This window comes from Streptococcus sp. GMD6S, assembly GCF_000297015.1.
In genome coordinates this window covers 1-14,001 of sequence record NZ_AJRH01000009.1, presented here as the reverse complement: position 1 = coordinate 14,001, position 14,001 = coordinate 1, and the positions used below count along the sequence as shown (strand labels likewise).

General features: G+C 41.7%; 11 protein-coding genes. 8 read left to right on the top strand and 3 right to left on the bottom strand.

What is annotated here, in order from left to right; genetic code table 11:
• Positions 1–5: 5 nt before the first annotated feature.
• The 5 genes from scpB to GMD6S_RS02590 all read left to right on the top strand — a co-directional run bounded on the left by scpB (position 6) and on the right by GMD6S_RS02590 (position 3,019).
• Positions 6–575 (top strand): SMC-Scp complex subunit ScpB, encoded by a 570-nt coding sequence (gene scpB / locus GMD6S_RS02610; protein ID WP_000105291.1) that lies wholly within the window; start codon positions 6–8, stop codon positions 573–575.
• Positions 562–1,284 (top strand): pseudouridine synthase, encoded by a 723-nt coding sequence (locus tag GMD6S_RS02605; RefSeq protein ID WP_001222228.1) that lies wholly within the window; start codon positions 562–564, stop codon positions 1,282–1,284. The genes scpB and GMD6S_RS02605 overlap by 14 nt, the downstream gene beginning before the upstream one ends.
• Complete coding sequence (yidD, locus tag GMD6S_RS02600) at positions 1,284–1,535, top strand: membrane protein insertion efficiency factor YidD (protein ID WP_000821629.1); 252 nt, start codon at positions 1,284–1,286, stop codon at positions 1,533–1,535. The genes GMD6S_RS02605 and yidD overlap by 1 nt, the downstream gene beginning before the upstream one ends.
• A 102-nt stretch (positions 1,536–1,637) precedes the next feature.
• A complete protein-coding gene (gene pepA, locus GMD6S_RS02595) occupies positions 1,638–2,702 on the top strand; it encodes a glutamyl aminopeptidase (RefSeq protein WP_000209189.1) in 1,065 nt (354 codons plus the stop codon).
• Positions 2,703–2,722: 20 nt separating this feature from the next.
• A complete protein-coding gene (locus tag GMD6S_RS02590; protein WP_000840145.1) occupies positions 2,723–3,019 on the top strand; it encodes a hypothetical protein in 297 nt (98 codons plus the stop codon).
• A gap of 97 nt (positions 3,020–3,116) precedes the next feature.
• Here GMD6S_RS02590 and GMD6S_RS02585 read toward each other — a convergent pair whose 3' ends face one another.
• Positions 3,117–4,748: a Na/Pi cotransporter family protein gene (locus GMD6S_RS02585; RefSeq protein ID WP_000026662.1), complete on the bottom strand. Its 1,632-nt coding sequence runs from the start codon at positions 4,746–4,748 to the stop codon at positions 3,117–3,119.
• A gap of 332 nt (positions 4,749–5,080) precedes the next feature.
• Between GMD6S_RS02585 and GMD6S_RS02580 the strand changes: the two genes are divergently transcribed.
• Positions 5,081–9,796, top strand: a complete 4,716-nt coding sequence (locus GMD6S_RS02580; protein ID WP_000792773.1) for an endo-beta-N-acetylglucosaminidase — start codon at positions 5,081–5,083, stop codon at positions 9,794–9,796.
• 118 nt (positions 9,797–9,914) lie between these two features.
• On the opposite strand, the gene GMD6S_RS02575 is transcribed toward GMD6S_RS02580, so the two are convergent.
• Together GMD6S_RS02575 and GMD6S_RS02570 are read right to left on the bottom strand one after the other, a co-directional pair.
• On the bottom strand, positions 9,915–10,283 hold the full coding sequence (locus GMD6S_RS02575) for a hypothetical protein (protein ID WP_008292660.1): 369 nt from the start codon (positions 10,281–10,283) through the stop codon (positions 9,915–9,917).
• 84 nt (positions 10,284–10,367) lie between these two features.
• Positions 10,368–11,294, bottom strand: coding sequence for a helix-turn-helix transcriptional regulator (locus GMD6S_RS02570; RefSeq protein ID WP_000764448.1), 927 nt, complete (start codon positions 11,292–11,294; stop codon positions 10,368–10,370).
• 353 nt (positions 11,295–11,647) lie between these two features.
• Between GMD6S_RS02570 and GMD6S_RS02565 the strand changes: the two genes are divergently transcribed.
• Positions 11,648–12,847, top strand: a complete 1,200-nt coding sequence (locus tag GMD6S_RS02565; RefSeq protein ID WP_001096763.1) for a phosphoglycerate kinase — start codon at positions 11,648–11,650, stop codon at positions 12,845–12,847.
• Between the two features lie 165 nt (positions 12,848–13,012).
• Positions 13,013–14,001: putative cross-wall-targeting lipoprotein signal domain-containing proteiin (locus GMD6S_RS02560; RefSeq protein WP_000791189.1), on the top strand; the 989-nt coding region annotated here is incomplete at its 3' end.

Genomic DNA, 14,001 nt, shown 5'->3' with positions numbered 1-14,001 from the left:
GAAAGATGAGTACTTTAGCAGAAATAGAAGCGCTCTTGTTTGTAGCAGGTGAAGATGGGATTCGAGTCCGTCAGTTGGCTGAACTCCTATCGCTTCCCCCGACAGGAATCCAGCAGAGTTTAGAAAAATTAGCCCAAAAGTATGAAAGAGACCAGGATTCGAGTTTGTCCCTGATTGAGACAGGGGGAGCATACAGATTGGTTACCAAGCCTCAATTTGCAGCGATTTTGAAGGAATACTCCAAAGCGCCCATCAACCAGAGTTTATCTCGGGCGGCCCTTGAGACCTTGTCCATCATTGCCTACAAGCAGCCGATTACGCGGATAGAAATCGATGCTATCCGTGGGGTTAACTCGAGCGGGGCCTTGGCAAAGTTGCAGGTCTTTGACTTGATACGAGAAGACGGGAAAAAAGAAGTGTTGGGTCGTCCCAACCTCTATGTGACTACGGATTATTTCCTAGATTACATGGGAATTAACCATTTGGAAGAATTGCCAGTGATTGATGAGCTTGAGATTCAAGCCCAAGAAAGCCAATTATTTGGTGAAAGGATAGAAGAAGATGAGAATCAATAAGTATATTGCCCACGCAGGTGTGGCCAGTAGGAGAAAAGCAGAAGAGTTGATCAAGCAAGGCTTGGTGACGGTTAACGGCCAAGTGGTGCGTGAACTAGCAACGACCATCAAGTCTGGAGATAAGGTCGAAGTGGAAGGTCAGCCCATCTACAACGAAGAAAAGGTCTACTATCTGCTTAACAAACCACGTGGAGTGATTTCCAGTGTGACAGACGACAAGGGCCGAAAGACTGTTGTGGATCTCTTGCCAAATGTTAAAGAACGCATTTACCCAGTTGGACGTTTGGACTGGGATACATCAGGTGTCTTGATTTTAACCAATGATGGGGACTTTACAGACGAGATGATTCACCCTCGTAATGAGATTGACAAGGTCTACGTTGCGCGTGTTAAAGGCGTAGCCAATAAGGATAATCTCCGCCCCTTGACTCGTGGACTTGAGATTGATGGCAAGAAAACCAAGCCTGCTGTCTATGAGATTCTCAAAGTGGATCCAGTAAAAAATCGCTCAGTAGTGCAGTTGACCATCCATGAAGGACGTAACCATCAGGTTAAAAAGATGTTTGAAGCTGTCGGCCTCCAAGTGGACAAGTTGTCTCGGACACGTTTTGGACACTTAGATTTGACAGGCCTCCGTCCGGGAGAATCTCGTCGCCTTAACAAAAAAGAAATCAGCCAACTACACACCATGGCGGTAACCAAGAAATAATGAAACGAATCTTAATAGCACCAGTACGCTTTTATCAACGTTTTATCTCACCAGCCTTTCCACCCTCTTGTCGTTTTGAGCCTACTTGTTCCAACTACATGATTCAGGCTATTGAAAAACATGGCTTCAAGGGTGTTCTGATGGGCTTGGCTCGGATTTTACGTTGTCATCCATGGTCGCCAATAGGAAAGGATCCCGTCCCAGACCACTTTTGCCTCAGACGAAATCATAAACAAAAAGAATCAGCCTGATTCTTTTTTGTATACTCTAGAAAGGAAGTTGGAAGATTAAGATTTTCACTATCCTTCTCCTATAAAAAGTGGTAAAATGGAGGACAGAAAGAAGGAACTGATATGACAACATTATTTTCAAAAATCAAAGAAGTAACAGAGCTTGCTGCAATCTCAGGTCATGAAGCGCCTGTCCGAACTTATCTTCGTGAAAAGTTGACACCACACGTGGATGAAGTAGTGACAGATGGCTTGGGTGGTATTTTTGGTATCAAACATTCAGAAGTTGCCGATGCGCCCCGTGTTTTGGTCGCTTCTCATATGGATGAAGTTGGTTTTATGGTCAGCGAAATCAAGCCAGATGGTACCTTCCGTGTCGTTGAAATCGGTGGTTGGAATCCCATGGTGGTTAGCAGCCAACGCTTTAAACTCTTAACTCGTGACGGTCGTGAAATTCCTGTGATCTCAGGTTCTGTCCCTCCACATTTGACACGTGGAACAGGTGGACCAACTATGCCAGCAATTTCAGATATCATTTTTGATGGTGGGTTTGCAGACAAGGCTGAGGCAGAAAGCTTTGGTATCCGTCCGGGTGACACCATTGTCCCTGATAGCTCAGCTATCTTGACAGCCAATGAAAAAAATATCATCTCAAAAGCTTGGGATAATCGCTACGGTGTCCTCATGGTAAGCGAGCTAGCTGAAGCTTTATCAGGTCAAAAACTCGGAAATGAACTCTATCTTGGCTCTAACGTCCAAGAAGAGGTTGGTCTGCGTGGCGCTCATACTTCTACAACTAAGTTTGACCCAGAAGTCTTCCTCGCAGTTGACTGTTCGCCAGCAGGTGATGTCTACGGTGGCCAAGGTAAGATTGGGGATGGAACCTTGATTCGCTTCTACGATCCAGGTCACTTGCTTCTCCCAGGTATGAAGGATTTCCTTTTGACAACAGCTGAAGAAGCTGGTATCAAGTACCAATACTACTGTGGTAAAGGCGGAACAGACGCTGGCGCAGCTCATCTGAAAAATGGTGGTGTCCCATCTACAACTATCGGTGTCTGCGCTCGTTATATCCATTCTCACCAAACTCTCTACGCGATGGATGACTTCCTAGAAGCTCAAGCTTTTTTGCAAGCCTTGGTGAAAAAATTGGACCGTTCAACGGTTGATTTGATTAAACATTATTAAGCATAAGGGAGGTGGTCGGGATGGCAGAACCAAACCTAGAAAGCCTTATAAGAGATCTCTACAACCATGCTCGTCAGGGTTTGAGTGAAGATTTAGTTGCTGCTCTCCTAGAGACTGCTAAAAAACTACCCACTACAAATGAGCAATTACTAGCAGTCCGTCTCTCAGGACTTGTCAATCGTGAATTGCTCATCAATCCCAAATACCCAGCACCTGAATTGATCAACTTGGCGCGCTTTATCAAAAGAGAAGAAGCCAAGTATAGAGGCACTGCAGTTTCTGCTATCATGTTTGGAGAACTCTTTAAAATGCTTTGATTCCATTGTGAATCAAAGCATTTTTTTATATGTCAGAAAAGAAATTCTTGATGAGGAGACGAAAAAAGCCATCCCATTCAGGATAGCTTTTTGTTTATTAGATTTGTTCAGCGATAACCTTTTCAGCTAGGTTCATAGCATGGTCAGACACACGAGTATAGTGGGAAATGATGTCGATAAAGTTGACTCCAGCTTGTGTAGAACACTCACCCTTGTTAAGGCGTTTGATATGGGTCTTTCTGAGAACACGTTCCATATTGTTGATTTCTTTATGGCGTTCAATCAGACTCTGAGCTTTTTCAATATCATTGTTTTCCACACTATCAAGGGCATCCTTGATAAATGCAGTTGTTGCTTGATAAATCTCAGCTAATTCCTCTAAAGCAGCATCAGAAAATTGAACATTCTTACGTTGGAGGTAGTCTGTTAGGTTGAGCAAGCCTTCTGCGTGGTCCCCAATCCGTTCCAAATCACGAGATGAATCAAGGATGTTAGTCAAGACTTCACTTTCCTTTTGACTCAAGGATTCGCTTGAGAGTCTGATGAGGTAACGAGTGAGTTTTTCATCGATGGTATTGATGGCTTCCTCTGTCTTGTGTCCTTTTTCAGCTACCTTTTCATCCAAACCGATGATATAGGTATAAGAAAGGTCAAAAGCTTTGGCTGCATAGTTCCCCAAGTGCAAGAGTTCTTTTTTGGCATTTCCTAGAGCTATAGAAGGAGATTGCTGGATAAGTTGCTCGTCGAGATAAAGGGGCTCGTACTTGACAACCTCGTCTTCACCAGGGATGAGCTTGGTTACAAAGTAGGCCAAGGCTCCGATGAATGGAAATTGTACAATGGTGTTACTTACGTTAAAGGCACCGTGCGAGAAGGCGATGGTCATCTCAGGTGAGAGGTGAAGGAGTGCCTGGAAGTACTCGATCATAGCAGTAAAGGGGCCTAATAAGATTAAGCAAAGAATAGTCCCTAAAACGTTAAAGGTAACGTGGGTTGCCGCAACGCGCTTTGCAGAGACATTGGCTCCAGCTGCCGCAATGATAACTGTTAGGGTTGTCCCGATATTATCTCCGAAAAGAACTGGTAGTGAACCTTTAAGGTCAAGGAACCCACCTGCATAGAGACCTTGCAAAATCCCGATAGTTGCAGAAGATGCCTGGATGAGGACGGTAATCACTGCACCAGCTACCACTCCTAAAATAGGATTTTGTCCCAAGGTTACCATATATTCCTTGAATTGTGGTAAATCTTTAAGTGGACTCATCCCGGCACTGATGAGGTTGAGAGCGTAGAAGATTCCCCCTACACCAAACAGGATGCGCCCGATATTGTTTGCTGTTCTGTTTTTTGTGAAGAAGAGGAACATGGTTCCAAGGAAAATCAAGGGTAAAGCATACTCGCCTAGTTTGAAACCGATGATAAAGGAAGTAACAGTGGTTCCGATGTTGGCTCCCATGATAATTCCGATAGCCTGTCTAAGGGTTAGAAGACTAGCGCTGACTAGCCCAACCGTGATAACTGTAACCCCTGTACTTGACTGAATCAGGGCAGTCACGACGATTCCGACTAGAACACCTAAAAAGGGATTGCTAGTGTACTTGTCAATGTAAAAACGAAGGCGATCTCCAGCAGCTTGTTGCAAACCGTCTCCCATGGTCTTGATACTGTATAAAAACAGTCCTAGACCTCCTAAAAAGTGAAATAAAATTTCCTGCCAATTAATGGACATTTCTTTTTCCTCCGAAAAATAATAACGGAATTTCTCCTATTCTATTTTAAAGGATAAAAGTAAATCTCACAAGTGTTTAGCTGAAATTTTCATAAGAAACAAGAACTTTCTTTCAAAATGAGAGGTAGTTTCCCTTTAAGATAGATGATTTATAGGATTGTGTCCAAATTTTACTGATTTTTATCCTAGTTATAGTTTTTGTGTCAAGTATATTGACAACGCTTTCATATAGGATAAAATGAAGATGATCCTGTTCTGGTGGTGTACATTGAGAACAGTTACTTTTTATCAAAAAGTAAAGCGCTTACTTTATATTTTATTAGGAGGATAAGATGAAAAATCTATTTTTTGAAAAACGTTGCCGTTACAGTATTCGTAAGTTGTCAATCGGGGCTTGTTCCTTGATGATTGGTTCAGCTCTATTTGCGAGCCCAGCTCTTGCCGAACAAGTCGCAGTCCCTGAAACAGCTACAAATACGAGCGCCCAAGCGACAAGTACTAGTGAAACAGCTAATCCAGATACTGCAGCCCTTGAAAAACAATTAGAGAAAACAGAGAACAAAGTAGCTGAGCAACCAATTTCAGAAAACCCTCCAACAATAACGGATCTGGTTAATGAAAAAGAAGAAGCAAAGCCAACTCCGACAGAAAAACCTGCTCAACCAACTGAAAAAGAAGAAGTCAAACCAGAGGAAACTCCTCAAGTGGCTGAGAAGAAAGCCGACAAACCGATTCTAGCAGACGTTCCTAAAAATGAAGAAAAGAGTCTCCGACCAAAAGAAATCAAATTTGATACTTGGGATGATTTGTTGAAATGGGAACCAGGTGCGCGCGAGGATGATCCCATCAATCGTTCCTCAGTTGAACTCGCCAAGCGCCATAGAGGTCAGTTGGTTAACGAAAAAGCAAGCAGAAGAGCCAAGGTTCAGGCGCTAGCAAATACCAACTCAAAGGCTAAAGACCATGCTTCTGTTGGTGGAGAAGAATTCAAGGCTTACGCCTTTGATTACTGGCAGTACTTGGATTCAATGGTCTTCTGGGAAGGTCTAGTTCCAACTCCAGATGTCATTGATGCTGGGCACCGCAACGGAGTTCCCGTTTATGGAACCCTCTTTTTCAACTGGTCAAATAGCATTGCCGACCAAGAGAAATTTGCAGCTGCCTTGAAACAAGACGCAGATGGCACCTTCCCTATCGCACGAAAACTTGTCGACCTTGCTAAGTACTATGGCTTTGATGGGTATTTTATCAACCAAGAAACAACGGGTGAATTGGTAGCACCTCTTGGTGAAAAAATGCGCCAATTCATGCTCTATACAAAAGAATACGCAGCCAAAGTCAACCACCCGATCAAGTATGCTTGGTACGATGCCATGACCTACAAATACGGTCGTTACCACGAAGATGGTCTAGGTGATTACAACTACCAGTTCATGCAAAAAGAAGGTGACAAAGTCCCTGCAGATCAATTTTTTGCCAATTTCAACTGGAACAAGGAAAAGAATGACCACTCCGTAGAGATGGCAAAATGGCTAGAACGTAGCCAGTATGATGTCTTTGCAGGCTTGGAATTGCAACAAGGTGGCTCTTATAAGACCAAAGTCAAATGGGATGCCCTCTTAGATGAAAAAGGCAAGTTGCGTTTGTCACTTGGACTTTTTGCACCAGATACGATTACCAGTCTAGGAAAAACAGGCGAAGACTACCACAAGAACGAAGACATCTTCTTTACAGGTTACCAAGGAGATCCAACGGCTCAAAAACCAGCAGATAAAGAGTGGTATGGAATTGCCAATTTAGTTGCTGACCGTACACCAGCAGTAGGACGTACCTTCACCACCTCTTTTAATACAGGTCATGGTAGAAAATGGTTTGTTGACGGTAAAGTTTCTAAGGATTCTGAGTGGAACTACCGTTCTGTTTCAGGTGTTTTGCCAACATGGCGCTGGTGGCAGACTTCGACAGGTGAAAAACTTCGTGCAGAATATGATTTTACAGATGCCTATAATGGAGGTAACTCCCTTAAATTCTCAGGTGATGTAGTTGGTAAGACGGACCAGGATGTGAATTTGTATTCTACCAAACTAGAAGTAACAGAGAAAACCAAACTTCGTGTTGCCCACAAGGGAGGAAAAGGCTCTAAAGTTTATATGGCCTTCTCTACGACTCCAGACTACAAATTTGAGGATGCAGCTGCATGGAAAGAACTGACTCTCTCTGATGACTGGAAGAATGAAGAATTTGACCTCAGCTCACTAGCAGGTAAAACCATCTATGCAGTCAAACTCTTCTTCGAGCATGAAGGAGCTGTAAAAGATTATCAGTTCAACCTAGGTCAATTAACCATTTCAGACAATCACCAAGCGCCACAAGCCCCGACAGGTCTCTCTGTAGTGAAACAATCTCTCAAGAATGCCCAAGAAGCTGAAGCAGTGGTTCAGTTTGCGGGTAACCAAGATGCAGATTTCTATGAAGTCTACGAAAAAGATGGGGATAACTGGCGTTTGTTGACAGGATCATCTGCTTCCGCTATCTACTTGCCAAAAATTAGCCGCTCTGCTAATGCGACTGGTAGGATTCAGGAATTGAAAGTCGTTGCGGTTGGTAAAAATGGACTTCGTTCTGAAGCTGCGACGGCATCCTTTAACTGGGGGATGACAGTTCAGGATACGACTCTCCCAAGACCTTTAGCTGAAAATATTGTTCCAGGGGCAAAGGTTATCGATAGCACTTTCCCAAATACTGAAGGTGGAGAAGGCATCGAAGGTATGTTGAACGGTACCATTACTAGCCTGTCAGACAAGTGGTCTTCAGGACAATTGAGCGGTAGTGTCGATATTCGTTTGACCCAACCACGTCGTGTTGTCAGATGGGTAATGGATCATGCGGGAGCTGGTGGAGAATCCGTAAACGACGGTTTGATGAACACCAAAGACTTTGATCTTTACTACAAGGATACAGATGGCGAGTGGAAGCTAGCTAAGGAAGTTCGTGGCAATAAAGCGCACGTGACAGATATCACTCTTGACAAACCAATCACCGCTCAAGACTGGCGCCTAAAAGTTATCACTTCAGATAATGGAACACCTTGGAAAGCCATTCGTATATACAACTGGAAGATGTACGAAACCTTGGATACAGAAAGCCAAAATATTCCAATGGCTAAGGTAGCTGCCCGTTCACTTGGAAACCATCAAGTTCAACTAGGCTTCTCTGATGTTCCAGCGGGTGCAACTATCACCGTTTACGACAAGGCAGATTCACAAACACCAATTGCAACCTTGAAGACTGAAACTGGAGGCGACTTGCCAACAGCACCATTGGCTTTTGACAAGCAACCAACTCTCCTCTACTATCGTACCAAACTACCTGGCAAAGAAATCAGTAACACCTTGGCAGTAGCGATTCCGCAGGATGAGAGAAAAATTGCTGCAGTTAGTCTCGAAAAAGGACCTAAGAAGATAGTTTATAAAGAGGGAGAAAAGCTTGACCTTAGAGGCGGCACTCTCCGTGTTCAATACGAAGGGGGACAAGCCGATGAGCTCATCAACCTTACTCACTCAGGTGTGACAGTATCTGGCTACAACGCTCATCAAAAAGGGGAACAAAAGCTCACAGTTAGCTATCTAGGACTTTCGGTTACTGGTGACTTAAAAGTACAAGTGACTGGTCAAGATGAAGGAAAACCGAAAGAAGTAGCGGGCTTGTATATTACTAAGAAACCAAAAACAGACTATCTAGTAGGAGATCAACTGGATTTCTCTGAAGGTCGCTTCGGTGTTCTCTATGATGATGAGACAGAAGAGGCTCACAGCTTTACTGATAAAGATGTTGAAATTACAGGCTACGATGCTCAGAAGACTGGACGCCAGACCTTGACCTTGCATTACAAGGGACATACTGCTGAGTTTGATGTCTTGGTTTCTCCAAAGGCTGCAGTTAATGATGAATACCTCAAACAAGAAATCACTGCTGCCCAAGGTCGCCAGTCAACCCTTGCATATACCTTCTCAAGTGAGGACAAACAAGCTGCACTAGTAGAGAAACTTAATGCAGCGAAAGCTGTTGCAGAAAACCATGATGCCAGTCAAGAAGAAGTCAATCGGGCTTTGAATGAGTTGAAACAAGCAGGGACAGCCTTGGATGGAAATCAACGTTATCAGACAGCTAGAGAAGAATTGGAAGGTTTGCTCGAATCTGTCCGTGAAAAAGATCCTAAAGCTGAGTTGATTGCCCAAGCAGAAACTTTGTTGGCTTCAGAGATGCCAACTCCACAAGCTTTTGCGGAAATGAAAGAGAAGCTAAATAAGAAACTAGCTCCTGCAGAAGAAAGTCACCATGTTGGAAGCGTGGATCCAAATGAAGTGGCTCCAACGGTTGAGGCACTCCCTGAACTAGTTATTGAAACTGAAACAACAGCCTATGAACGTCAGGAGCGACCAAACGCCGAATTTCTCAAAGGACAACGCCGTGTTGTGCAAGCTGGAGTTGAAGGTCAAGTTCGTCGTTTTGTAGAAGTAGATACCAAAGACAAACGCACTCTTCGTTCGACTGAGGTAGTCAAGGAAGCAATCCCAGAAATCACAGAAGTAGGAACAAAAGTTCTATCAAGCAACCAACCAGCTGAAGGTGTGAAAGATTTAGTTCTAGAAACTCCGAAACTGGAAATTGAAGAGGGGACAGTTTCCTTCGAACATCAGGAACGACCAAATGCAGCCTTTCTCAAAGGACAACGTCAGCTAGTACAAGTAGGAGTGGAAGGACAAGTTCGCCAATTTGTAGAAGTTGATGCTCAGGGCAAACGCACCCTTCGTTCGACTGAAGTTCTCAAGGAAGCGATCCCAGAAATCACAGAAGTTGGAACGAAAGAAGAGCAAGTCTCACAAACAAGGGATCAAGCGCTTTTAGCAACGCCAGCAAAAGTTGAAGAAACAAGCAAACAACTGCCGAATACTGGTGCAGAAACAGATGCTAGTCTAGTAGCGCTGGGACTTCTCGGACTAATGAGTGGCTACGGTTTGCTCTCTAGAAAGGGGAGAGAAAACTAATCAGATTTACGAATCTTGGATTTTCTTATAAAAATAAAAAAACAAGGTTTGACTGTAGATTAGTCAGACCTTGTTTTTAGTTTTGAAATTGAAGAGTAAATTTGAAGCTAGATTTTTGTTATTCAATTCCTTGGATAAATTTTTGGAAACGATAGGTGTCGAAATAAATATTGGATGCAACTAATTTATCAAACTCATCGAATTTCAGAAATTCTGCGACATCCAGTTCTAGTTCTTTTCCTTGAGGAGAATGTAGACGGTAGCGATTTAAAGCTGAGACTGTTCGACCATCAACAAGTAATTGCTTCACTTCAAGATGCTTGCTCAAAGCATAGAATTGGCCTGCGCCTTGCAAATAAATATTACGTCCTTGTCGAATTTCTATACTATCGCACATGCCATAATCAAAGTTTTCAGCTACGAAATCTTCCCAGCCTCCCTCATTTACTGCCGTAAAATAGCTTTCTGCAAGTGTTTTTGTATCCATTTGGAACCTCCTGTAAAATAATTGGGCTATGATGAATATCACGAAATATTTTGCCCACTTAAGAGTATACAAAAGGCAATATGACTACAGGTTGTCATATTGCTGAAGATTTTTTTTGAGAGTACTGACCAGTAGATTTTGTAAGTGACTTGGGGATACGACCTTTACTTGATAACCAAAACTTAATAGTAAATCAAAAAATGAAGGAGTTAAAGCTCTAAATGCCTGAACTTTTATTATTTCGTCCTCGACTCTGATTTCTTCTTCCGTGAAGTGATCGTAGATTTTTGGAAGTGCAAATCTTGTAAAAACTAGTTCGATTTCTTCTCTTTGCCCCTCCACTTTATTTTTGGGGGGATTTAAAAAAAGCTCTAACTTTTCTTGAGATAAACGTGGATAATCGAATGATTTATCTTTTATCTCCACTGGTTCTAGTTCTCGAATTCGAGTTAATTTAAAAATACGAAAATCTAATTTCTCTAAGCAGTAACCGATAACATACCAAGCATTCAGTTTATAGATCAATCTGTATGGAATAACTGTTCGCTGACTTTTCTCTTGTTTTTTCGAATAGTAAGAAAAAGAAATCATCTGTTCAGTTTGTATCGCTTCCTCAATTTCTAGTAAATAATTTGTATTAAGAGTCCAGGAACTGAGATCAAAGTAAAAAGGACTGTTTGCTCTTGTAATTTCTTGAGAAGACAGCTTGTGCTCGATACTGTCAAGACTTGAATGACCAACGATTTTACTAACATTTTGGCTCATATTAATGATAAACTGTCTCTCTTCCTCAGTGAAATAGTTTCTGTCTATCTTATAGTCGCTTGGTATATAGAAACCTCCCTTATCTCCACGTTCCGAATAGATTGGAATCCCCGCTAAACTGAGTGTATCCATGTCTCTATATACAGTTCGAGTAGATATTTCAAACCTCTCTGCAATCTCTTTAGCTGTTATTCTCTTCTTATTTAAAAGAGACAGTAAAATATAGATTAGTCTTTCTAATTTCATGGTAGCAATTCCTCTTCTTTTAATCTCAAATAGTACAAACTGAAGAAACTATTTTAGTTATATTGTATAATAAGAAACCTAGCAATTCAAAAAGAAGGACTGTAGAGTTTAGAATATTAAGGATTAAAATATTAGAAAAAGAATGGTATAGAAGTAATTAGGCAGATCAATCAAGAAATTTGCCTAAATTATTCCAACCGAATTATGTGAAAATTTCTATTTCCCGAACTGCAATCCTAGATTTTTAGGTTAATAAATAGAGGAAAGAACAAGAAAAGTTTAGGGTTTTTCTATCTCTTTTGCTGATTTTGTGATATAATTAACACGTATAAAAAAAGAAGGAGTCATATCTAATGGCAAAATTGACTGTTAAAGACGTTGACTTGAAAGGGAAAAAAGTTCTCGTTCGTGTTGACTTCAACGTACCTGTTAAAGATGGCGTGATTACCAATGATAATCGTATCACTGCAGCTCTTCCAACTATCAAGTACATCCTTGAACAAGGTGGACGTGCAATCCTCTTCTCTCACCTTGGCCGTGTAAAAGAAGAAGCAGACAAAGCTGGTAAATCACTTGCTCCTGTAGCTGCTGACTTGGCAGCTAAATTGGGTCAAGACGTTGCTTTCCTTCCAGGTGTCACTCGTGGTGCTGAATTGGAAGCTGCGATCAACGCTCTTGAAGATGGACAAGTTCTCTTGGTTGAAAACACTCGTTACGAAGATGTTGACGGCAAGAAAGAATCTAAAAATGATCCTGAACTTGGTAAATACTGGGCATCACTTGGAGATGGTATTTTCGTAAACGATGCATTCGGTACAGCTCACCGTGCACACGCATCTAACGTTGGTATCTCAGCAAACGTTGAAAAAGCAGTTGCTGGTTTCCTTCTTGAAAACGAAATTGCCTACATCCAAGAAGCAGTTGAAGCTCCAGAACGTCCATTCGTAGCAATCCTTGGTGGTTCAAAAGTTTCAGACAAGATCGGTGTTATCGAAAACTTGCTTGAAAAAGCTGATAAAGTTCTTATCGGTGGTGGGATGACTTACACATTCTACAAAGCTCAAGGTATCGAAATCGGTAACTCACTTGTAGAAGAAGACAAATTGGATGTTGCGAAAGCTCTTCTTGAAAAAGCAAACGGCAAATTGATCTTGCCAGTTGACTCAAAAGAAGCAAACGCATTTGCTGACTACACTGAAGTGAAAGACACTGAAGGTGAAGCAGTAGACCCAGGTTTCCTTGGTTTGGATATCGGTCCAAAATCTATCGCTAAATTTGACGAAGCTTTGACTGGTGCGAAAACAGTTGTATGGAACGGACCTATGGGTGTATTTGAAAACCCTGACTTCCAAGCTGGTACAATCGGTGTCATGGATGCTATCGTGAAACAACCAGGCGTAAAATCAATCATCGGTGGTGGTGACTCAGCTGCTGCAGCCATCAACCTTGGCCGTGCAGACAAGTTCTCATGGATCTCTACTGGTGGTGGAGCATCAATGGAACTCCTTGAAGGTAAAGTTCTTCCAGGATTGGCAGCTTTGACTGAAAAATAAATAGTTTAACTAAAAGAAGATGGTGTGATCATCTTCTTTTTAATTTAATTTATAAATAGGTGGAATTTTTCTATAAATAAAAAAAAGAGTAAATATTTGCATCCTGCCTTGTAAAGTGCTAGAATGAGGAGTAATGACTAAATTTAGATAAGGAAAAGGATTATAATGAAAAATAAAAAAGAAGTCTATGGATTTCGTAAAAGCAAAGTTGCCAAAACTTTGTGTGGTGCTGTTTTAGGAACGGCTTTGATTGCTTTTGCAGACAAAGCAGTATTTGCTGATGAAGTTACAGAGACAACTAGTACAAGTACGGTTGAGGTAGCTACTACAGGAAACCCGGCTACAAATTTACCTGAAGCTCAGGGTGAAATGAGCCAAGTTGCCAAAGAAAGCCAAGCTAAGGCTGGTTCTAAAGACTCAGCTTTGCCAGTAGAAGTATCATCAGCTGATTTGGATAAAGCAGTTGCTGATGCAAAATCTGCAGGAGTTAAGGTAGTTCAAGATGAAACAAAAGACAAAGGAACAGCCACAACTGCTACAGAGAATGCTCAAAAGCAAGATGAGATTAAAAGCGACTATGCTAAACAGGCTGAAGAAGTAAAGACAACAACTGAAGCATATAAAAAAGAAGTCGCAGCTCATCAGGCTGAAACAGATAAAATCAATGCTGAAAACAAAGCAGCGGATGACAAGTACCAAAAAGATCTAAAAAGTCATCAAGAAGAAGTTGAAAAAATCAACACTGCTAATGCAACAGCTAAAGCAGAATATGAGGCTAAGCTAGCACAATATCAAAAAGATTTAGCAACTGTCAAAAAAGCAAATGAAGATAGTCAACAGGATTATCAAAATAAACTTTCAGCTTACCAGACAGAATTAGCTCGAGTACAAAAAGCTAATGCTGAAGCTAAAGAGGCTTATGATAAAGCAGTAAAAGAAAACACAGCTAAAAACGAAGCGCTTAAAGCTGAAAATGAAGCGATTAAACAGCGTAATGAAACTGCAAAAGCGAATTATGAAGCAGCGATGAAGCAGTATGAAGCAGACCTTGCAGCTATTAAGAAAGCTAAAGAGGATAATGATGCTGATTATCAAGCTAAATTAGCAGCTTATCAAACAGAATTGGCACGTGTTCAAAAGGCTAATTCTGATGC

Excerpts from the sequence above, each read along its gene's own strand:
- yidD (WP_000821629.1), top strand. The coding sequence starts at position 1,284 with ATGAAACGAATCTTAATAGCACCAGTACGCTTTTATCAACGTTTTATC.
- GMD6S_RS02605 (WP_001222228.1), top strand. The coding sequence starts at position 562 with ATGAGAATCAATAAGTATATTGCCCACGCAGGTGTGGCCAGTAGGAGA.
- GMD6S_RS02585 (WP_000026662.1), bottom strand. The coding sequence starts at position 4,748 with ATGTCCATTAATTGGCAGGAAATTTTATTTCACTTTTTAGGAGGTCTA.
- GMD6S_RS02570 (WP_000764448.1), bottom strand. The coding sequence starts at position 11,294 with ATGAAATTAGAAAGACTAATCTATATTTTACTGTCTCTTTTAAATAAG.
- GMD6S_RS02580 (WP_000792773.1), top strand. The coding sequence starts at position 5,081 with ATGAAAAATCTATTTTTTGAAAAACGTTGCCGTTACAGTATTCGTAAG.
- GMD6S_RS02575 (WP_008292660.1), bottom strand. The coding sequence starts at position 10,283 with ATGGATACAAAAACACTTGCAGAAAGCTATTTTACGGCAGTAAATGAG.
- GMD6S_RS02590 (WP_000840145.1), top strand. The coding sequence starts at position 2,723 with ATGGCAGAACCAAACCTAGAAAGCCTTATAAGAGATCTCTACAACCAT.
- GMD6S_RS02565 (WP_001096763.1), top strand. The coding sequence starts at position 11,648 with ATGGCAAAATTGACTGTTAAAGACGTTGACTTGAAAGGGAAAAAAGTT.
- pepA (WP_000209189.1), top strand. The coding sequence starts at position 1,638 with ATGACAACATTATTTTCAAAAATCAAAGAAGTAACAGAGCTTGCTGCA.
- scpB (WP_000105291.1), top strand. The coding sequence starts at position 6 with ATGAGTACTTTAGCAGAAATAGAAGCGCTCTTGTTTGTAGCAGGTGAA.